The sequence below is a fragment of the Paeniglutamicibacter selenitireducens genome (genome assembly GCF_051550675.1).
Taxonomy (GTDB): Bacteria; Actinomycetota; Actinomycetes; order Actinomycetales; family Micrococcaceae; genus Paeniglutamicibacter.
This window is the reverse complement of sequence record NZ_JBPULF010000001.1, coordinates 317,517-336,227: the sequence shown is the minus strand read 5'-3', so window position 1 is coordinate 336,227 and position 18,711 is coordinate 317,517. Positions and strand designations below refer to the sequence as shown.

19 protein-coding genes are annotated in these 18,711 nt (G+C 69.1%); 11 read left to right on the top strand and 8 right to left on the bottom strand.

All coding sequences use genetic code 11. The features are described from left to right. Nucleotides 1–209: 209 nt before the first annotated feature. The 6 genes from ACSYDW_RS01555 (at nt 210) to ACSYDW_RS01530 (ending at nt 6,806) form a co-directional block, all read left to right on the top strand. A complete protein-coding gene (locus ACSYDW_RS01555) occupies nt 210–989 on the top strand; it encodes a DeoR/GlpR family DNA-binding transcription regulator (RefSeq protein WP_438336944.1) in 780 nt (259 codons plus the stop codon). Further along, the gene (locus tag ACSYDW_RS01550; protein ID WP_438336943.1) at nt 986–1,972 is read left to right on the top strand and encodes a 1-phosphofructokinase family hexose kinase; all 987 of its coding nucleotides are present in this window, start codon (nt 986–988) and stop codon (nt 1,970–1,972) included. Before ACSYDW_RS01555 ends, ACSYDW_RS01550 begins: the two co-directional genes overlap by 4 nt. Continuing rightward, a complete protein-coding gene (locus ACSYDW_RS01545; protein WP_438336942.1) occupies nt 1,969–4,044 on the top strand; it encodes a PTS fructose transporter subunit IIABC in 2,076 nt (691 codons plus the stop codon). The genes ACSYDW_RS01550 and ACSYDW_RS01545 overlap by 4 nt, the downstream gene beginning before the upstream one ends. Beyond that, nucleotides 4,041–5,729, top strand: a complete 1,689-nt coding sequence (locus ACSYDW_RS01540; RefSeq protein ID WP_438336941.1) for a putative PEP-binding protein — start codon at nt 4,041–4,043, stop codon at nt 5,727–5,729. Before ACSYDW_RS01545 ends, ACSYDW_RS01540 begins: the two co-directional genes overlap by 4 nt. Before the next feature lie 82 nt (nt 5,730–5,811). Then, the gene (locus ACSYDW_RS01535; protein WP_438336940.1) at nt 5,812–6,090 is read left to right on the top strand and encodes an HPr family phosphocarrier protein; all 279 of its coding nucleotides are present in this window, start codon (nt 5,812–5,814) and stop codon (nt 6,088–6,090) included. A gap of 134 nt (nt 6,091–6,224) precedes the next feature. Next, the gene (locus ACSYDW_RS01530; RefSeq protein WP_438336939.1) at nt 6,225–6,806 is read left to right on the top strand and encodes a dihydrofolate reductase family protein; all 582 of its coding nucleotides are present in this window, start codon (nt 6,225–6,227) and stop codon (nt 6,804–6,806) included. 115 nt (nt 6,807–6,921) lie between these two features. Here ACSYDW_RS01530 and ACSYDW_RS01525 read toward each other — a convergent pair whose 3' ends face one another. Genes ACSYDW_RS01525 through ACSYDW_RS01515 form a run of 3 tightly spaced genes read right to left on the bottom strand, consistent with a single transcriptional unit; the run spans nt 6,922 to nt 9,593 of the window. Continuing rightward, on the bottom strand, nt 6,922–7,854 hold the full coding sequence (locus ACSYDW_RS01525) for a COX15/CtaA family protein (protein ID WP_438336938.1): 933 nt from the start codon (nt 7,852–7,854) through the stop codon (nt 6,922–6,924). 19 nt (nt 7,855–7,873) lie between these two features. After that, nucleotides 7,874–8,647 carry an ABC transporter permease gene (locus ACSYDW_RS01520; RefSeq protein WP_438336937.1) on the bottom strand — a complete coding sequence of 258 codons (774 nt, stop codon included), beginning with the start codon at nt 8,645–8,647 and terminating at the stop codon, nt 7,874–7,876. Further along, a complete protein-coding gene (locus tag ACSYDW_RS01515; protein ID WP_438336936.1) occupies nt 8,637–9,593 on the bottom strand; it encodes an ABC transporter ATP-binding protein in 957 nt (318 codons plus the stop codon). Before ACSYDW_RS01515 ends, ACSYDW_RS01520 begins: the two co-directional genes overlap by 11 nt. Before the next feature lie 157 nt (nt 9,594–9,750). Between ACSYDW_RS01515 and ACSYDW_RS01510 the strand changes: the two genes are divergently transcribed. From ACSYDW_RS01510 to ACSYDW_RS01490, 5 genes are all read left to right on the top strand, one after another. Beyond that, entirely contained in the window at nt 9,751–10,536 is a 786-nt protein-coding gene (locus ACSYDW_RS01510) for a helix-turn-helix transcriptional regulator (protein WP_438336935.1), read from the top strand. Further along, nucleotides 10,533–11,993: a Fe-S cluster assembly protein SufB gene (gene sufB / locus ACSYDW_RS01505; RefSeq protein ID WP_438336934.1), complete on the top strand. Its 1,461-nt coding sequence runs from the start codon at nt 10,533–10,535 to the stop codon at nt 11,991–11,993. The genes ACSYDW_RS01510 and sufB overlap by 4 nt, the downstream gene beginning before the upstream one ends. Nucleotides 11,994–11,995: 2 nt before the next feature. Further along, nucleotides 11,996–13,273 (top strand): Fe-S cluster assembly protein SufD, encoded by a 1,278-nt coding sequence (sufD, locus tag ACSYDW_RS01500; RefSeq protein WP_438336933.1) that lies wholly within the window; start codon nt 11,996–11,998, stop codon nt 13,271–13,273. Nucleotides 13,274–13,342: 69 nt separating this feature from the next. Further along, on the top strand, nt 13,343–14,101 hold the full coding sequence (sufC, locus tag ACSYDW_RS01495; protein WP_438336932.1) for a Fe-S cluster assembly ATPase SufC: 759 nt from the start codon (nt 13,343–13,345) through the stop codon (nt 14,099–14,101). Between the two features lie 2 nt (nt 14,102–14,103). Further along, a complete protein-coding gene (locus tag ACSYDW_RS01490) occupies nt 14,104–14,448 on the top strand; it encodes a metal-sulfur cluster assembly factor (RefSeq protein ID WP_438336931.1) in 345 nt (114 codons plus the stop codon). 86 nt (nt 14,449–14,534) lie between these two features. On the opposite strand, the gene ypfJ is transcribed toward ACSYDW_RS01490, so the two are convergent. From ypfJ to ACSYDW_RS01465, 5 genes are all read right to left on the bottom strand, one after another. Next, entirely contained in the window at nt 14,535–15,437 is a 903-nt protein-coding gene (ypfJ, locus tag ACSYDW_RS01485; protein ID WP_438336930.1) for a KPN_02809 family neutral zinc metallopeptidase, read from the bottom strand. Nucleotides 15,438–15,491: 54 nt separating this feature from the next. Next, nucleotides 15,492–16,118, bottom strand: coding sequence for a CbiQ family ECF transporter T component (locus ACSYDW_RS01480; RefSeq protein WP_438336929.1), 627 nt, complete (start codon nt 16,116–16,118; stop codon nt 15,492–15,494). After that, nucleotides 16,115–16,828, bottom strand: coding sequence for an energy-coupling factor ABC transporter ATP-binding protein (locus ACSYDW_RS01475; RefSeq protein ID WP_438336928.1), 714 nt, complete (start codon nt 16,826–16,828; stop codon nt 16,115–16,117). Before ACSYDW_RS01475 ends, ACSYDW_RS01480 begins: the two co-directional genes overlap by 4 nt. A 58-nt stretch (nt 16,829–16,886) precedes the next feature. After that, the gene (locus ACSYDW_RS01470) at nt 16,887–17,510 is read right to left on the bottom strand and encodes a biotin transporter BioY (protein ID WP_438336927.1); all 624 of its coding nucleotides are present in this window, start codon (nt 17,508–17,510) and stop codon (nt 16,887–16,889) included. A gap of 141 nt (nt 17,511–17,651) precedes the next feature. Further along, on the bottom strand, nt 17,652–18,686 hold the full coding sequence (locus ACSYDW_RS01465; RefSeq protein ID WP_438336926.1) for an AI-2E family transporter: 1,035 nt from the start codon (nt 18,684–18,686) through the stop codon (nt 17,652–17,654). Nucleotides 18,687–18,711: the final 25 nt, after the last annotated feature.

Sequence of the window (18,711 nt, the reverse complement as noted above, 5' to 3'; positions counted from 1 at the left end):
ATCACCAGTCCGTTCGGGGCCCGATACAGCGTCCGGTGGGTTCGGGATCCCAGGGCCTGCGGTTCGGTGGCGGCACATCCACGCTCCCAAGAATCTGTGTTTTTCTGCTTTTGTGTTGTTTTCTGTTGACATCGAGATGGCGACAGGCCTAAAGTCAGATGAACACAGATCAGCGTGACGCGTGTCACCCGACCCAAAGGCCTCGAACAGTGTTTGCCGAAGAACGCCACCGCCTCGTTACCGAACAGCTGTCCCTGCAGGGAAAGGTCGGGGTCGCCGACCTCTCCGAACGCTTCGGCATCACCCGTGAAACGGTGCGCCGCGACCTCGCCCAGCTGGAAGAGGCCGGGGTCCTGCGCCGGGTGCACGGCGGAGCCGTTGCCGCAGCCAAGGCCAGCACCGCCGAGCAGAGCCACACCGCCCGCACGACGCAGAACCTGGCCGCCAAGGAGCGCATCGCCGCCAGGGCGCTCGGGCTGCTTCCGCAGGGCGCCACCTCCATCCTGCTCGACGCCGGAACCACCACCGAACTCCTGGCCGGGCTGCTGGCCGACGAGGTTGCCCCGCAGCGGGCGGGGGAACTCCTGGTCATCACCCACGCACTGCCCGTTGCGCAAAGGGTCTCGCCGGCACTGCCGCTGGAACTGATCGGCGGACGCGTCCGCGGGCTCACCAGCGCCGCCACCGGCAGCCACACCCTTGCGCAGCTTGATGCCCTGCGGCCCGACATCGCCTTCGTCGGGGCCAACGGCGTGGAGGCGGGCTTTGGCCTGAGCACCCCCGATGCGCTCGAGGCGGCGGTCAAGGCCGCGATCGTCGGCTGCGCGCGGCGGGTGGTGGTGCTTGCCGACTCCAGCAAGCTGGGTGAGACCGCACTGGTCCGCTTCGCCGCACTGGCCGACATCGACACCCTTGTCACGGACCGCGCGCCGGACACCGCGCTGGCGGCGGCCCTCGAAGCCGCCGATGTCGAGGTGGTGCTGGCATGATTGCGACACTGACCATGAACCCCAGCATGGACCGCACCATCGAACTCGACGAGGCCCTGCAACGCGGCGGCGTCCAACGAGCCATCTCCCTCACCTCGCAGGCGGCAGGCAAGGGCGTGAACGTCGCCCGGGCACTTGCCGCCGGGGGACTGCGCACCGTGGCAGTGCTCCCGGGGGACCCGCACGACCCCGTGGTGCTTGGCCTGCAGGACGACGGGCTTGCGCACGTGGCGCTGCCGATCGGCCAGCCCCTGCGCAGCAACCTGACGCTTGCCGAGGCCGACGGCACCACCACCAAGGTCAACGCCCCCGGGCCGCTGCTCGATGCCGCGCACAAGCGCGCACTGATCGACGCCGTGCTCGACGCGGCGGAGGGTGCCAGCTGGCTGGTCATGGCGGGCTCGCTGCCCCCGGGCGTCGCCCCCGGGTTCTACGCGCAACTCGTCGCCGAGGTGCGTTCCCGGCTCGGGGAGCGGGCCCCGCGCATTGCCGTGGACACCTCCGGTGCCCCGCTGGCCGCGCTCTTCGCGGCGGGCCCGGCCGGCGTTCCGGACCTCATCAAGCCCAACGCCGAGGAACTTGCCGAACTCGCCGGGCACGGCAGCGAAGCGGAGTTCGAGGCCGATCCAGCGCGTGCCGGTCGCGCGGCGCTGCGGCTCGTGGCCGCGGGTGCCGGGGCGGTGCTCGCCACCCTCGGCTCCGGCGGGGCGGTGCTGGCCACCGCGGCCGGGCTCTGGCACGCCACGCACCTGCCCGTCACCGCGCGCAGCACCGTCGGCGCCGGCGACTCCGCACTGGCCGGCTACCTGCTGGCCGATGCCGCCGGCGGCGGACCCGCCGACTGCCTCCGCCAGGCCGTCGCACACGGTTCCGCCGCCGTTGCCCTGCCCGGATCGAGTATCCCGGCACCCGAAGACACCACCCCGCGCGCCGTCACCGTCGCCGCGCTTCCCGCCCCTCTCCCCACCGAAGGAAAGCCATGACGCGTCTGATCACCGAAGAGCTTGTCCTGCTGGACAGTGACCTTGGCAGCACGACCACCGAGGTCATCGCCCGGCTCGCCGCCATCGTGGTGGCCACCGGCCGCGCCACGGACGCCACCGCCCTGCAGGGGGATGCCGTGGCCCGCGAGCAGAAGACCTCCACCGGCGTGCCCGGCGGCATTGCCATCCCGCACTGCCGCTCGGCGTCCGTCACCGAGCCCACGCTCGCGATGGCCCGGCTGGCCCCGGCCGTCGACTTCGGCGCCAAGGACGGCCCCGCGGACCTCGTTTTCTTCATCGCCGCCCCCGAGGGTGCCGACAAGGAACACCTGAAGCTGCTCTCCAAGCTGGCGCGGTCGCTGGTGAAGAAGGACTTCACCGCCGCCCTGCGCGCCGCCGCGGACCCCGCGGAGATCGTGGCGCTGGTCGAGGCGGCCGTGAGCCCGGCCCCGGTTGCCCAGCCGGCTGTCGACGTCCCGGCCAACGCCACGCCCGAGGTTCCCGCCGCGAACCCCGAACCCGCCCAACGGCGCAGGATCGTGGCGGTCACCGCATGCCCCACGGGCATCGCCCACACCTACATGGCCGCCGATTCGCTGGTGGCCGCGGCCGCCGAGGCGGGGGTGGACCTGCAGGTGGAAACCCAGGGGTCCTCCGGCGCCACGCCGCTGGACCCGGCGGTGATCGCCGCCGCAGAGGCAGTGATCTTCGCCGTGGATGTCGATGTGCGCGGCAAGGAACGCTTCGCGGGCAAGCCCGTCGTCCAGTCCCCGGTCAAGCGCGGCATCGACGAGCCGGCCGTGATGGTGGCCGAGGCGCTGGCCGCGGCCACCGACCCCGACGCACGCCGCGTCCCCTCCGGCGCCGGAAACGCCGATGCTTCAGGAACGCCGGCCGGTCGCGAAAGCGCCGGTGCGGCCCTGAAGCGTGCGCTGCTCACCGGCGTGAGCTACATGATCCCGTTCGTCGCCGGAGGCGGCCTGCTGATCGCGCTGGGCTTCCTGCTCGCGGGTTACACCATCCCCGGCTTCGCCGGTGACATCCTGGGCACGAACACCCTGTTCAACCTTCCCGGTGCGGACCTTGTGGCACAGGTCGACGGCAAGTTCGGACCGCTGGGCGTGTACCTGGGCGCCGTGGCCTTCAAGATCGGCGCCCTGTCGATGGGCTTCCTCGTTCCCGCGCTGGCCGGCTACATCGCCTACGCCTTCGCCGACCGACCGGGCCTGGCGCCCGGCTTCACCGCCGGCGCCGTGGCAGGGTTCATGGGCGCGGGCTTCCTCGGCGGCATCGCCGGTGGCCTGATCGCGGGCCTCGCCGCCCGCTGGATCGGCAGCTGGAACGTCCCGCGCTGGCTGCGCGGGCTCATGCCCGTGGTCATCACCCCGCTGCTCGGCTCGATCATCGCCTCAGGCCTGATGTTCCTGGTCCTCGGCGGCCCGATCGCCGCGCTGACCGCGGGCCTGAACGGCTGGCTGTCCTCGATGTCCGGCATCGCCGCGGCCCTGCTGGGCCTGATCCTGGGCCTGATGATGGCCTTCGACCTCGGCGGACCCGTGAACAAGGTCGCCTACTCCTTCGCCGTCGCCGGACTCGGTGCCGGCGCCGTCGCCAACCAGGCCCCGTGGCAGATCATGGCGGCGGTCATGGCCGCCGGCATGGTCCCGCCGCTGGCGATGGCCCTGGCCACGGTGCTTGACCGCAGGCTCTTCTCGCTGGCCGAACGCGAGAACGGCAAGGCCGCCTGGCTGCTGGGTGCGGCCTTCATCTCCGAGGGCGCGATCCCGTTCGCCGCGGCCGACCCGCTGCGCGTCATCCCCGCCAGCATGCTCGGCGCCGGGGTGACAGGCACCATGGTCATGGCCACGGGCGTCACCTCGCAGGCCCCGCACGGCGGCATCTTCGTCTTCTTCGCGATCGGCAACCTGCCGATGTTCGTGCTCTCCATCGTCGTGGGCACCGTCATCAGCGCCCTGGCCGTGGTGGCGCTCAAGCGCTACGCCCGCAGACGCCCCGCGGGCGCCGCGGCAACCGTCGAACCATCGGCAGCCAGCGAGCAGGTGGCGGCATGAGCGCGCGGTTCAGCGGGGTCGGCGTGAGCGCCGGCCGGGTCATCGGCCCGGTGCGCCGGATGCCCGAACCCCTCCAGGCGCCGGCCGACGGCGCACCGCTGCCGGCGGGGGTGGGCGCCGAGGAGGAATCGGCACGGCTCGCCGAGGCGGCACAGGTTGTCGCCGCGGGACTGAAGGAACGTGCCGCGGCCGCCACCGGGGACGCCGCGGCGGTGCTCAAGGCCACTGCCCTGATGGCCGCGGACCGGACGCTGCTGAAGTCGGCGACCAAGCTGGTGGCCACCGGGACCTGTGCGGAATCCGCGATCTGGGAGGCGGCCGACGCCGTTGCCACGCAGCTGGCGGCGCTGGGCGGTTACATGGCGGAACGCGCCACGGACGTGCTGGATGTCCGCGCACGGATCGTCGCCCAGCTGCGCGGCGTCCCGGCGCCGGGCATCCCGGATTCCCCCGAGCCGTTCGTGCTGTGCGCCGTCGACCTGGCCCCGGCTGACACCGCCACGCTGGACCCGGCGCGCGTGCTCGCGCTGGTGACGAGCGACGGCGGCCCGCAGTCGCACACCGCGATCATTGCCCGTTCGCTCGGGTTGCCGGCCATCGTCGCCGCGCGGGACACCGTGGCGCTGGCGGACGGGGACGTGGTCTTCGTCGACGGCATCGACGGCACGGTGGTCCGCGCCCCGGGCGCTGAGGAGGCCGCACTGGCGCGCGCCTACGCCACCCGCGTCCCGCTGCCTGACTTCGACGGCGACGGACGGCTGGCCGACGGCCACCGGGTCCCGCTGCTGGCCAACGTGGGAAGCGGCGCGGACGCCGTGGCCGCTGCCGCCGCCGGAGCCCAGGGCGTGGGCCTGCTGCGCACCGAATTCTGTTTCCTGGGCCGGGACACCGAGCCGACAGGGGCCGAGCAGGTGGAGGCCTACCGGGCGGTGTTCGACGCGTTCGACGGGGCCAAAGTCGTGGTGCGGACGCTGGATGCCGGGGCGGACAAGCCGCTGCCCTTCCTGACCGACGACTCCGAGCCCAACCCGGCCCTCGGGGTGCGCGGCTACCGCACCGACGCCGCGGTGCCCGGTGTGCTGGCCCGCCAGCTCGCCGCCATCGCTGAGGCCGCAGCCGGGTCCGGCGCCGAGGTCTGGACCATGGCCCCCATGGTCTCCACACCCGCGGAGGCCGCGGCGTTCGCCGCGCTCTGCGCGCAGGCCGGGCTGAAGACCCCGGGCGTGATGGTGGAGGTTCCCTCCGCGGCATTGCTCGCCGGGCAGATGCTCGCCGAGGTGGACTTCGCGTCCATCGGCACCAACGACCTCACCCAGTACACGATGGCCGCCGACCGCCAGCTCGGCGCGCTGGCCGAACTCAACGACCCGTGGCAGCCCGCCGTCCTCCAGCTGGTCAAGGCGACCTGCGACGGGGGAGCGGCGGCGGCCGACGGCCCGCGCCCGGTGGGGGTCTGCGGGGAGGCCGCGGCCGACCCGGCCCTGGCCGTGGTGCTCGTCGGGCTCGGGGTGGCAACGCTCTCGATGAACCGGCGCGCCCTGCCGGCGGTCGCCGCCATCCTCCGGACCGTCGACCTGGCCCAGGCACGGCGCCTCGCGGCGCTGGCACTCGGCGCCGGGTCCGCGGCCCGGGCCCGCAGCCTGGTCCGCACCGAACTGCCAGAGCTCGACACCTTCGGACTCTGAGCCCCGTACAAACAGCCCAACAGCGAACCGTTTCAACAGCAAACCGATCAACCAAGAACCACTTCACGCAAGGAGCAACACCATGGCAGAACGTACAGCCACCATCGCCAGCCGCGTCGGACTCCACGCCCGCCCGGCGGCCATCTTCGCCGAGGCCGCGGCGGAGGCACCCCTGGAGGTCACCATCGCCCTGGAGGGCGAACCTGCCGAGGACGCACTCGACGCCTCCAGCATCCTCTCGCTGATGGGCCTGGGCGCCGAGCACGGCACCAAGGTCGTGCTTCGTGCCGAGGGGGAGGGCGCCGACGAGGTCCTCGAAACCCTGGCCCGCGTGCTGGAAACCGACCACGACGCTGCCTGAGGGCAGGCCGCCGGTACCTGAACGCCGGGGTCCGGATCCATTGTGGGTCCGGGCCCCGGCGTTTGCACGTTGTTCGACCCGCGCAACCGTGAAAGGCTTCCAGGATGTGGCACCCCCAAGCAAAGGAGAATCCCGTGGGCAAGGTGGTCATGTACGCCTCGGTGTCGGTGGACGGCTTCATCGCGGACGAGGGAGACGATCCCGGTGCGCTGTTCGACTGGCTGACAGGCGGGGATGTTCCGCTGGACGAGGGCGGGGTGCTGAAGGTGTCGCAGGAGTCCCACGACTACACCCGGCCCTACTGGGACGCGATCGGGGCGACCGTCGTCGGCCGCCACGTTTTCGACCTGACGGACGGCTGGGACGGGCAGCCCCCGGGAGGCGTTGACCACGTGGTGGTCGTGAGCCACCGGCCGATGCCCGAAGGCTGGGACCTGGCGGCCCCGTTCCACTTCGTCGACGGCATCGAGGCGGCCGTGGCCAAGGCCCAGGAACTCGCCGGCGGCCGCATCGTCGAGGTCGCAGCCGGCGACGTCGGCGGCCAGGTGCTTGCCGCGGGTCTGGTCGACGAGGTGCGCATGGATGTCGCACCCGTCGTGTTCGGATCCGGCAAACGCTACTTCGGGTCTGCCAGCGCACAGCACCTGCTGGAGGACCCCGACGCGGTGGTCCGGGGCAACAGGGTGCTTCACCTGCGCTATCCGGTGCGTCGTTGAGGGTTCCGGACACGAGGTCCTGCCCGGCAGGCAGCACTGCCGCGGCACCACGCACAACAGGCAGGGTCCCTCCCGCAGAAATGCGGGAGGGACCCTGCCTGTTGTGCTGCGGTTCCTAGAAGGGGAACTTCTGGGTGGCGCGGTCCCACAGGTTGATGGCTGCCGCGGCGAGCATCGAGGCGCCTAGCATGTGCAGGAGCACCAGCAAGATCGGCAGGCCGTTGAAGTACTGCGTGTAACCGATCACGCCCTGCAGCAGGACCACGCCGGTCATCAGCACCAGGGGGGTGCGCAGGGCCTTGTCCTCGCCGGTGCGCAGCGCCAGGAACAGGGCGACAAGCGTTGCCGCGACCAGCAGGTACACCGGCACCACGTGCAGGCGGGTGACGATGTACGGGTCGAAGAGGTGGCGCGGTGCATTCGCGTCGCCCGCGTGCGGCCCGGTGCCCGTGACAACCGTGCCCAGCACGACGGCCAGCGCGGAGGTCGCCAGGATCGTCCAGGCCAGGAACTGCTGGGTGGCGCCCGCGGGCTTGCCCAGCGAGGTTTCCCCGCGGCGCAGCGCGCCGGTCCGGTTGACCAGCAGCGTCGCCGCCATGACCATGGCCGCCGAGACGATGAAGTGCAGCGAGACGACCCACGGGTTCAGCTTGGTCAGCACCGTGATGCCGCCGATGACCGCCTGGGCGGGGATCCCGGCCAGCAGCGCGATGGAGAGCCCGAAGAGCGTCCGGTGCGTGGCGCGGAAGCGCCAGATGGAGGCCAGGAAGGCGACGGCGATGACCACCAGGACGAAGGTCAGCATGCGGTTGCCGAACTCGATCAGGCCGTGCACGCCCATCTCGGGGACCGGGGTCATGGACCCGGGCACGCAGTTGGGCCACTGGGAACAGCCCAGGCCCGACTTGGTCAGGCGCACGGCGCCGCCGGTGACGATGATGCCGATCTGGGACACCAGGGAGGCGATGGCCAGGCGGTGGACCGTCGTGGTGACGGAGGCCGGCAGCCTGTCCGTCCAGCGGTTGGTCGCGGGGGAGTCGGTACTCATGATCGTGTGCTCCAGTTTTCTAGTTCCACTTGAACCAGCGTGTTGCGGCGAAACCGGCGATGAGTGTCCATGCCAGCAGGATCAGGATCCCGGGGCCGGATGCGGTCCCGGAGATGAGGGCGGCACGCAGCGAATCGCCCAGCGCGGCCGAGGGCAGCACGTTGACGATCGGGTGCAGGAAGGGGGGAACGCTGGTGGACGGGAAAAGGATCCCGCCGACGCCGGCCAGCAGGACCCAAGCGAGGTTGGTGATCGCCAGCGTGGCCTCAGGGCGCACGGTGCCGGCGATCAACAGGCCCAGGGCCGTGAAAGCCGAGGCGCCGAGGACCAGCAGCAGCACGGCCCAGGGGATTCCGCCCGGCGCGGGCTGCCAGCCCATCAGGAAACCAGTGCCGCCGATCACGACGATCTGCATGGCCAGCACGGCCAACACGGCCAGCACCTTGCCGTAGATCAGGCCGGCGCGGCCCAGTGGCGTGGTCGACAGGAAACGCATGACGCCGTAGCGGCGGTCGAACCCGGTGGCGATGCCCTGCCCGGTGAAAGCAGTTGAGACAACGCACAACGCCAGCACGCCCGGGACGGCTGCATCGATCGGGCGGGCCGCGATGTTCTTAAGCAGGTCGGTGAAGACCAGGCCGAAGAGCGCCATCAGCGGCAGCACCACGGCGATCACCAGCTGTTCGCCGTTGCGGACCATGGCCAGGGTCTCGTAGCGGCCCTGCAGCAGGATGCGGCGGAACGTGCCTACGGCATTGGAGTTGCCGGTGGTGGTTTGGGTGCTAGTTGACATCGTTTCCCTTGTCGGCGATTTCCAAGAACACGTCCTCGAGGGTCCGCGGCTGCATCAGCAGCGATTCGGGCAGGATGCTCTCCCTGGCCCACCAGCTGGTGAGGCTTGCCAGGTCGTGCGCATCGCGAACCCCCTCGAGCCGGTACTGTCCGGGGGCCGGCTCCAGCAGCAGCAGGTGCGCGGGCAGCTCTGGCAGGGCCAGTGCGGGAGCCGCGGTGAAGGTCACGGCCTGGGCGGTGGCCTCGTGGCTGGCCCGTGCGGTCAGCTCCGAGACGGTTCCCTCGGCCACGTTGTGGCCGCCGTCGATGATGTAGACGTAGTCGGAGAGGCGTTGCGCGTCTTCCATGAGGTGTGTCGTGAGGACGATGCACAACCCTGCGTCGCGCAGCTCGGTGATCAGGTCGAAGACCACCTGGCGCGACTGCGGGTCCAGACCGGCGCTCGGTTCGTCGAGGAAGACGACCTCGGGGTTCCCGGCCAGCGCCGCGGCCAGGGCCACGCGCTGCTTCTGCCCGCCGGAGAGGCGGCGGATGGAGGTGTTGGCGAATTCGTTGATGCCCAGGCGCTCGATCAACGCGCCGATGTCTGCGGGCTGCCGGTACATCGAGGCGACGTGGCGCAGCAGGGGGATCGGGCGCAGCGAGGGTGGCAGCCCGCCGTCCTGAAGCATGACACCGACGCGGGAGCGCAGCGCGGGACTGGCCCCGTAGGGATCCTCGCCAAGCAGCGAGACCTTCCCCCCGTCGGGACGCAACAGGCCCTGGGCGCAGGCGAGGGTGGTTGACTTCCCGGCGCCGTTGGAGCCCAGCAGGGTTGTCACGCTGCCGGCATCCGCCTTGAGGCTGATGCCGTTCAGGACACGGACCATGCGGCCGTCAAGGGCGGGAACGGGACCGAAATCTTTGAGCAAGTCCTCGATGACGAGACTTGGGGGCACATTGGACACCCCGTTATTCTAGGCTAGGTAGAAGTCGAAGGGCCCAATGCTGTGGTGCACGTCGCAACCGGGTGTCGCGCGCCCCCCGGGAACCCCCGATTCCACCGGTGGCGAAGTAAGCGGTGCCTTACTAGACTCACTTGCCCCATTAGCGCATGCTTGTGTTGTGTATTCATCGAAAAATTCCGCGCCAGTCGACGATCCGGCGCGCATCGTTCCCGCACCAGGGGAGACCGAAGAACGCACCCGCGACCGAGTCCTGTATTCCGTCCTTGAGGATGGCCCGGTCAGCGCCGCCGAACTGGGCGAGCGTCTTGGGTTCACACCTGCTGCTGTCCGTCGACACCTCGACGCCCTGTCCAAGGAAGGGCTGGTCGAGGTCAAGCTCGTGGCCAACCAGCGCACCGGCGCCGGGCGCCCCTCGCGCCGCTACGTCCTGTCCCACCGCGGCCAGGCGAAAATGGGCAACGACTACCTTGACATCGCCACCGAGGCGCTTGCCGAACTGGGCCGCGCAGCCGGCCCTGCTGCCATCGAGGCCTTCGCCGCCCGCCGTTTTGCGGCGATGGAGCGCCGCTACCGACCCGTGGTCGCGGACGTCGAAGCGCTCGAAGACCGCGCCGAGGCCCTGAGCGAGGCGCTGAGCGCCGACGGCTTCGTCGCCTCCACCCGCAAGGTCGGCGCCAACTCGCCGACCGCCACCATGCTCAGCGTCCAGCTGTGCCAGGGGCACTGCCCCATCCAAGATCTGGCCAGGGAGTTCCCCGTCTTCTGCGAGATGGAAACCCAGGCCTTTTCCCGCCTTCTCGGCGTCGACGTGCGAAGGCTCTCGACACTCGCCAGCGGCGGGCACGTATGTACGACCCACATCCCCGTGGGCCGGAACCAAACTCCTCAGCGCGCTGAGAAGAGAACTCGAATCAAGATCACGAAGCAGGAGAGGCCGCGATGACGGATCAGATTGCACAGGAGTCCGCTGACCCCGGCGTGATTGCCGAGATCCTGGAGAAGAACCCCGAACTCCACGGCATTGGCAATTACGAATATGGGTGGAGCGACAAGAACGACGCGGGTGCCAACGCACGCCGCGGCCTGGACGAGGACGTCGTCCGCAACATTTCGGCGCTGAAGAACGAGCCCGAGTGGATGCTGGACATGCGCCTGAAGGGCCTGAAGTACTTCGACCGCAAGCCCATGCCGACCTGGGGTGCAGACCTCTCCGGCATCGACTTCGACAACATCAAGTACTTCGTGCGTTCCACCGAGAAGCAGGCGACCAGCTGGGAAGACCTGCCCGAGGACATCAAGAACACGTACGACAAGCTCGGCATCCCCGAGGCGGAAAAGCAGCGCCTGGTTTCCGGCGTTGCCGCCCAGTACGAGTCCGAGGTCGTCTACCACCAGCTGCGCGAGGACCTCGAGGCCCAGGGCGTCATCTTCCTGGACACCGACACCGCGCTGCGCGAGCACGAAGACATCTTCAAGGAGTACTTCGGCTCGATCATCCCGGTGGGCGACAACAAGTTCGCCTCGCTGAACACCGCGACCTGGTCCGGCGGCTCCTTCGTCTACGTCCCCAAGGGCGTCCACGTGGAAATCCCGCTGCAGGCATACTTCCGCATCAACACGGAAAACATGGGCCAGTTCGAGCGCACCCTCATCATCGCCGATGAGGATTCCTACGTGCACTACATCGAGGGCTGCACCGCCCCGATCTACACCTCGGATTCGCTGCACTCGGCCGTCGTGGAAATCATCGTGAAGAAGGGCGCCCGCGTCCGCTACACGACGATCCAGAACTGGTCGAACAACGTGTACAACCTTGTCACCAAGCGCGCCGTCTGCGAAGAGGGCGCCACCATGGAGTGGGTCGATGGCAACATCGGCTCCAAGGTCACCATGAAGTACCCGGCCGTCTACCTGGTCGGCGAGCACGCCAAGGGCGAGACCCTGTCGATCGCCTTCGCCGGCGAGGGCCAGCACCAGGACACCGGGTCCAAGATGGTCCACATCGCACCGAACACCTCCAGCGCCATCGTGGCGAAGTCGGTGGCCCGCAACGGCGGCCGCTCGGCCTACCGCGGCCTGGTCCAGGTGCGCGAGGGCGCCAAGGGCGCCAAGAACTCGGTCGTCTGCGACGCGCTGCTGGTTGACCAGATCTCGCGTTCGGACACCTACCCGTACATCGACGTCCGCGAGGACGACGTGACCATGGGGCACGAGGCAACCGTCTCGCGCGTTTCCGAGGAACAGCTCTTCTACCTGATGAGCCGCGGCCTGGCCGAGGATGAAGCCATGGCGATGATCGTCCGCGGCTTCATCGAGCCGATCGCCCGCGAACTCCCGATGGAGTACGCACTGGAACTGAACCGACTCATTGAACTGCAGATGGAAGGGTCCGTCGGTTAATCATGACTGATATCGCAACTCACGTATCGGGCGAAAAGGCCCGCATCGGCGCACCGGCAATCGCCGGCTTCACCGAGGAAGGCGAGAACCTCTCGCCGCTGAACGAAGCAGCCTCCCCGCTGGGCGGCGACGCCTCCAAGGCACACAGCCACGGCGGCGGCGCCGGCATCCCCGACTCCTCGCGGGCCGGCCGGTTGACCAGCTACACCCTCGAGGACTTCCCGGTGCTGACCGGCCGTGAAGAGGACTTCCGCTTCACCCCGCTCAAGCGCCTGGGCGGCCTGCACAAGGACGAACTCAACGGCGCGGCCCCGGCCCTGACCGTTGAGGGCGCCGCGGACCTCGTCCTCGAGGCTGTGGCCATGTCCGACGCACGCGTCGGCTCGGTCGGCATCCCGGAGGACCGCATCTCGGCCAACGCCTGGAAGCACGCTTCCGAGGCCAAGGTCCTGACCATCCCGGCCGGCAGCACCGGTTCCCAGGTCATCATGACCTACACCGGTTCCTCCACCGAGGCCGCTGCGGCACACCTGGTGCTCGTCGCGGAGCCGAATTCCGAGGCAGTCGTCGTCATCGACCACGTCGGCAACGCCGTGCTCTCGCAGAACATCGAGATCGACGTCCGCGAAGGCGCCAAGCTCACCGTCATCTCCCTGCAGGCCTGGGACGAGACGGCGATCCACGCCTCCTCGCAGCAGGCGCAGGTTGCCAAGGACGGCCACCTGAAGCATGTCGTGGTGTCCTACGGCGGCGACCTGGTGCGCGTGACCCCGACCGCACGCTTCACCGCGGAGGGTGGCGAGATCGAGCTCTTCGGCCTGTACTTCGCCGACGCCGGCCAGCACCTGGAGCACCGCTCCTTCGTCGACCACGCCACCCCGAACTGCACCTCCAACGTGCTTTACAAGGGTGCGCTGCAGGGCAAGGACGCACACACCGTGTGGGTCGGCGACGTGCTGATCCGCAAGGAAGCCAAGGGCACGGACTCCTACGAGGCAAACCGCAACCTGGTGCTCACCGACGGCGCCCGCGCCGATTCGGTTCCGAACCTGGAAATCGAGACCGGCCTCATCGACGGTGCCGGCCACGCGTCGACCACCGGCCGCTTCGACGACGAGCACCTGTTCTACCTGATGGCCCGCGGCATCGACGAGAAGACCGCCCGCCGTCTGGTGGTTCGCGGCTTCCTCAACGAAATCGTGCAGCAGATCGGTGTTCCGGAGATCGAGGAACGCCTCGCCGAGACCATCGAGCGTGAGCTCGCAGCCACGGACAACTAGTCCCGGCCCCCACCACCAGAAAATTTCGCCGGTGAGAACCGGCAAGAACGAAAGAGAACGGACTTACGTATGTCTACTCTGGAAATCAAGGACCTGCACGTCTCCATCGAGACCGAGCAGGGCGAGAAGGAAATCCTCAAGGGCGTTTCGCTGACCATCAACACCGGTGAGACGCACGCGATCATGGGCCCCAACGGCTCGGGCAAGTCCACCCTCGCCTCGACCATCGCCGGCCACCCGCGCTACACCGTCACCTCGGGCTCCATCACCCTCGACGGCGAAGACGTGCTGGAAATGAGCGTCGACGAGCGTGCACGCGCCGGCCTCTTCCTGGCCATGCAGTACCCGGTCGAGGTCCCGGGTGTCACCATGACCAACTTCCTGCGCACCGCCAAGACCGCCATCGACGGCGAGGCACCGAAGCTGCGCACCTGGACCAAGGACGTCAAGGCGGCCATGGAAGCCCTGAAGATCGATTCGGACTTCGCGGCCCGCAACGTCAACGAGGGCTTCTCCGGCGGCGAGAAGAAGCGCGTCGAGATCCTGCAGCTCGAGCTCTTCAAGCCGAAGTTCGCCGTGCTCGACGAGACCGACTCGGGCCTCGACGTCGACGCGCTGAAGGTCGTCTCCGAGGGCGTCAACCGCGCCCAGTCGGAGAACGAGATGGGCACCCTGCTCATCACCCACTACACCCGCATCCTGCGCTACATCAAGCCGGACTTCGTGCACGTGTTCGTCGACGGCAAGATCGCCGAACAGGGCGGCCCGGAACTGGCAGACCGCCTCGAGGAAGAGGGCTACGACCGCTTCCTGAACGTATCGGCCTAGCCATGAGCGTCTCCAACGATACGGCCAGCGGTTCGGCCCACACGGACCTCGAAGACGTCGAAGAGGCGTTGAAGGACGTCATCGACCCGGAACTCGGTGTAAACATCGTGGACCTCGGGCTGCTCTACGGCCTGAAGTACGCCGAGGACGGCGCCCTGCTGATCGACATGACCCTGACGACCGCCGCCTGCCCGCTGACCGACGTGTTGGAAGAGCAGGTTTCGGCTGCGCTGGAGTCGGTCGTCGACTCCTACCGTCTGAACTGGGTCTGGATGCCGCCGTGGGGTCCCGAGCGGATCACCGACGACGGCCGTGACCAGATGCGTGCCCTCGGGTTCAACATCTAGCAGGCACCCACTGCACCAAGGGCGTGCCGCCCCTCCTTCGCGGGAGGGGCGGCACGCCCTTGGCGTATCCGGGCTGCGCCCGCTCGTCAGCCGGGGTTGTTCAGGTCCTTCGCCGACAGGGTGTCGCACCTGTTGATGTCGCGGGTCTTGTAGCCCTGCAGGAACCAGGCCTCGCGCTGGGCCGCCGAGCCATGCGTCCAGCCCTCGGGGCTGACACGCCCGGTGGCTGCCTTCTGGATCCTGTCGTCGCCCACGGCCGAGGCCGCTGAGAGGGCCGAGCGCAGGTCCGCCTCGGTCAGCGGCTTCATGAACGTGTTGCCGTTGGCGTCCTTGGTCTGCGCCGCGTAGCCGGCCCACAGCCCGGCGAAGCAGTCCGCCTGAAGCTCCACGCGCACGGAACCCGAGTTCGGCCCGGTGCCGCCGCGCTGGGAAGCGGCAAGGGTGCCGATGGTGTTCTGGATGTGGTGGCCGTATTCGTGGGCCACCACATACTCCTCTGCCAGCGGCCCGCCGTCTGATCCGTAGTTGTTCTGCAGGTCGGCGAAGAACGCGGTGTCGAAGTAGGCGACGCGGTCGCCGGGGCAGTAGAACGGCCCCACGGCGCTGGTGGCCGTCCCGCAGGCGGTGTCCACCTGCCCGCTGAAGATCTCCACGCCGGGCTTGGCGACCTTCACGTTGAATGACGGAAGGTAGGAGAGCCAGAAGCTGTCCAGTGACTGGGTGGTGGCCAGGATGCGGCAGTCCTGCCGCGCGTTGGCGTCGGCACCGCTCTGGCACTCCTCGATGGCGGGCGCCCCGGTGGGTCCCTGCTCGCTGGCCGGTGCATCGCCGATGCCCAGCTGGGAAAGCATCTCCGGGTTCAGCCCGAACATCGCCGCCAGCAGCAGTACCAGGATGCCGCCGCCTCCCGCCGCGATCTTGGTGCCGCGGCGTCCACGTGAATCCTTGACCCGGCCGGAATCCAGCCGGGCATCGTCGTTGAAGCTCATGGGCACCACAATACTTGCCGATGGCCGCCGCGGCGGTGCGGACCCGGGCGGAAGCTAGTTGCGTTCCATGATCCCGCGCGCGGCGAGGGCATCGGCGGTGCGCTGGGCGTAGGCCACGGTGTTGACCACCACGGGCGCGGCAAGCACCGCGGGGTTCCTTGCCACGCCGCGCGCCTTGGCGGCGTCGGAAACATCCTGCACGGAGGTGGCGATCGCGGGGATGCTGCGCAGCATCAGGGCCACCGCGAGTGCCAGGGCGGCCGGGTTCCCGCCCACCAGGCGCAGGGGGGTGGCGGCCTTCTCGAGCCCGGCCAGCAGCGCCGCCTGCGTGGTGGTCAGCAGGACCAGCCGGCCGCACTGGATCGCGGCGAACATGCCGCTGACGAGGGTCAGTGCGAAGATGGGCGAATTGAGCAGCGACTGGTGGACGACAAGTATCGCAAACACCCACCAGAGCTGGCGCAGCGGGGCGGCCCAGGCGCCGAGCACGCGGCGGCCGGCCAGTGCGAAAAGCAGCAGGCTCAGCAGCAGGGCGCCCAGGCCCACCGTCGGGGTGCGCCAGATGACCACCGCGGTGCCGACGCCGAGCACCACCAGGTACTTGGCGAACAGCGGGGCACGGTGGACGATGCTTGAGCCGGGCTGGTAGTGCCCCAGCAGCATGCGGTGCGGGGCGCTCATGCGCCCACCGCCCCGCTGCGCACCAGGCAGCGGTACTCCTGCACGGCGTCGGCGGCGGGCCCGTCGAAGACGATGCGCCCGCCGTCGACCAGCAGTCCGCGGTCGGCCCGGGCGGCGAACTCGAGGTCGTGCGTGGCGTAGATGACCTGCTGGGCGAGTGCGTCGATGGTCCGCTGGAGCAGCTCGTTGTTGGCGAGGTCCAGCAGCGTGGTGGGTTCGTCGGCGACCAGGATGTCCTGCCCCGCGGCAAGCACGCTGCACAGGGCCACCAGCTGGCGCTCCCCGCCGGAGAGGTCGTAGATGCTGCGCTGGGCCAGGTGTTCGAGACCCAGCGATGCCAGGGCGCCCAGGGCTGCTTCGCGGCGTTGGCCCGGGTCCTTGAGGGTGGCCTTCAGGGAAAGCTCGACGTCCTCGACGACGACCGGCATGACCAGCTGGGAGAGCGGGTCGGTGAACAGGAAGCCGACGCTCCGGCGGACCGACTTGGCCTGGGTCCGGGTGTCGAAGCCGCGCACGGACACCGTTCCCTCGCTCGGGAGCGCCAGCCCGTTGACCATGCGCAGCAGCGTCGACTTGCCCGATCCATTGGCGCCGATGACGGCGATCCGCGGTTCGGAAAGCTCAAGCGTGCAGGGGGCAAGCACCACGCGTGCGGGTGCCTCGGGCTCGTCGGCCGGAACGCGGAGGCCTGCGGCTTCAAAACGGATCACGCTTAACGGTATTCCTTGTCCAGGGGTCGGGCCGAATCCACCGGCCGGCGGGGGAGTCTCAGGCGCCGTAGTTGCGGCGGGCCAGCTTCGGGAACGCCTTGAAAACGCTCAGCGCGATGCTCGCGGCGATGAAGCTCTTCACCAGGTCGCCGGGCCAGTAGGCCATGTCGTAGAGGAAGGCCTGCTGCAGGGGGATGCCGGCGTTCAGGGACATGCCCAGGATCCCCAGCGGGTGGACAACGAGGATCGATCCGCCCAGGGCGGCCAGGAACAGCCAGAGCAGGCGCCGGCGGGTGAACTTGCGCAGCACCAGGGTGGCCAGCGCGCCGGTGACCAGGGCGGCCAGCGGGAAGGAGAGCAGGTAGCCGGCGCTCGGACCGGCCAGCGTGCCGAGGCCGCCGGAGAACTTCGCGAAGATCGGCACGCCGGCCAGGCCGACGGCCAGGTAGAGCGCCGCGGCGGAGGCGCCGCGCAGCGAGCCGAGGATCAAGGCCGTGAGCGCGACGCCCAGGGTCTGCAGCGTGATCGGCACGCCGAGCGCGCCCACCGGAACCGCCGGAACCAGGGTGAGCACTGCGATCAGGGCGGCGAACACCGCAACGAGGGCCAGGTCCCTGGCACCGATGCGCGGGGTCGGGGACGCGGAGTCCCGGGTGGCCGGGGTCTGGGTGGGGTGCGACATGGTAGGTTCCTGGTGTTCTCGTGCGGTGATGGGGTTGCACGCCACACGGGCGTACCCAACCAGCCTACTTGAACACCGTTCAAAAGTCTTGATCGCCGTTCAATTTCGACGACCGGCGATGCCGGACCGGGGGCGCAGTGGCTACCGCTTGGCCTGGGCGGGGATGACGATCTTCTTGAGGATCAGCAGGATGGCGGCGCTTGCCGGGCAGGCGACGAGCGCACCGAGCAGGCCGGCCAGGGTGCCGCCCACCATCGCGCCGATCAGCACCATGGAACCGGGGATCTGGATGGCCTTGCCCACGATCTTCGGCGTGAAGACGTACGCCTCGATCTGCATGTAGGCGATCAGCACGATCAGCACCACCAGCCCGGTGGACGGCGAGGTGATCAGCGCCGCGACCGTCGCGATGGTGGTGCCGATGACCGAACCCACCAGCGGGATCATGGTGAGGGGCAGGATGACGATGCTGATGACTCCCGCAAACGGGACCTTCATGATGGTGAGCAGGATGAAGGTGAACGACGCGTTCATGACCGCGAGGATCGCCATGCCGCTGAGATAGCTGCCGACGGATGCGGCGATCTCCTCGGAGATTTCCACCACCCGATCGCGCCGGGACGCCGGGACCAGGGCGTAGAAGCCGCCCTTCATCTGCTCGAGCGAGGTGACGAAGTACATCGTCAGCACCGCCACGAAGATGGTTCCGACGATGGCGTTGGCGACGCCGAAGCCGACCTTCAGGGCCCCGTTGCCGACGAAGAGCCAGGTGGAGGGGTCCGCGATGGTCTTTTGGATCCAGTCCAGCCCGGGCAACAGGGCGCCGCCCAGGTCCTCGTTGAGCGAGATGAACCATGCCTGTTCCTCGATCACGCCCAGGCTGCTGGGCAGCGAGACAAGGAACCTGTGGCCCTCGGTCACAAGCAGCGGGATGACGAGGCTGAAGATGGCCGTCACGAAGAGCAGGAACGCGGCGAGCACGCAGAGCACCGCCTTGACCCGGCTCAGGCCCCAGCTTTCGAACTTGCGCACCAGCGGGTCCAGGCCCAGCGCGATGAAGAACGCCGCGAAAACCAGGGTGATGGCGTAGGTTAGCGACATGACGGCTGCGCCGAGCGCAAGTGCCGTCAGGGCGCCGAGGGTTGCCACGAATCCACCGCGGAATGTGAGTTTCATAAGGTGTTCTGTCCTCTGTAGGTGC

Bases quoted from the DNA above. Each gene is read 5' to 3' on its own strand.
- ACSYDW_RS01550 (WP_438336943.1), top strand. From the start codon at position 986: ATGATTGCGACACTGACCATGAACCCCAGCATGGACCGCACCATCGAA.
- ACSYDW_RS01545 (WP_438336942.1), top strand. From the start codon at position 1,969: ATGACGCGTCTGATCACCGAAGAGCTTGTCCTGCTGGACAGTGACCTT.
- ACSYDW_RS01540 (WP_438336941.1), top strand. From the start codon at position 4,041: ATGAGCGCGCGGTTCAGCGGGGTCGGCGTGAGCGCCGGCCGGGTCATC.
- ACSYDW_RS01535 (WP_438336940.1), top strand. From the start codon at position 5,812: ATGGCAGAACGTACAGCCACCATCGCCAGCCGCGTCGGACTCCACGCC.
- ACSYDW_RS01525 (WP_438336938.1), bottom strand. From the start codon at position 7,854: ATGAGTACCGACTCCCCCGCGACCAACCGCTGGACGGACAGGCTGCCG.
- ACSYDW_RS01520 (WP_438336937.1), bottom strand. From the start codon at position 8,647: ATGTCAACTAGCACCCAAACCACCACCGGCAACTCCAATGCCGTAGGC.
- sufB (WP_438336934.1), top strand. From the start codon at position 10,533: ATGACGGATCAGATTGCACAGGAGTCCGCTGACCCCGGCGTGATTGCC.
- sufD (WP_438336933.1), top strand. From the start codon at position 11,996: ATGACTGATATCGCAACTCACGTATCGGGCGAAAAGGCCCGCATCGGC.
- sufC (WP_438336932.1), top strand. From the start codon at position 13,343: ATGTCTACTCTGGAAATCAAGGACCTGCACGTCTCCATCGAGACCGAG.
- ACSYDW_RS01490 (WP_438336931.1), top strand. From the start codon at position 14,104: ATGAGCGTCTCCAACGATACGGCCAGCGGTTCGGCCCACACGGACCTC.
- ypfJ (WP_438336930.1), bottom strand. From the start codon at position 15,437: ATGAGCTTCAACGACGATGCCCGGCTGGATTCCGGCCGGGTCAAGGAT.
- ACSYDW_RS01480 (WP_438336929.1), bottom strand. From the start codon at position 16,118: ATGAGCGCCCCGCACCGCATGCTGCTGGGGCACTACCAGCCCGGCTCA.
- ACSYDW_RS01470 (WP_438336927.1), bottom strand. From the start codon at position 17,510: ATGTCGCACCCCACCCAGACCCCGGCCACCCGGGACTCCGCGTCCCCG.
- ACSYDW_RS01465 (WP_438336926.1), bottom strand. From the start codon at position 18,686: ATGAAACTCACATTCCGCGGTGGATTCGTGGCAACCCTCGGCGCCCTG.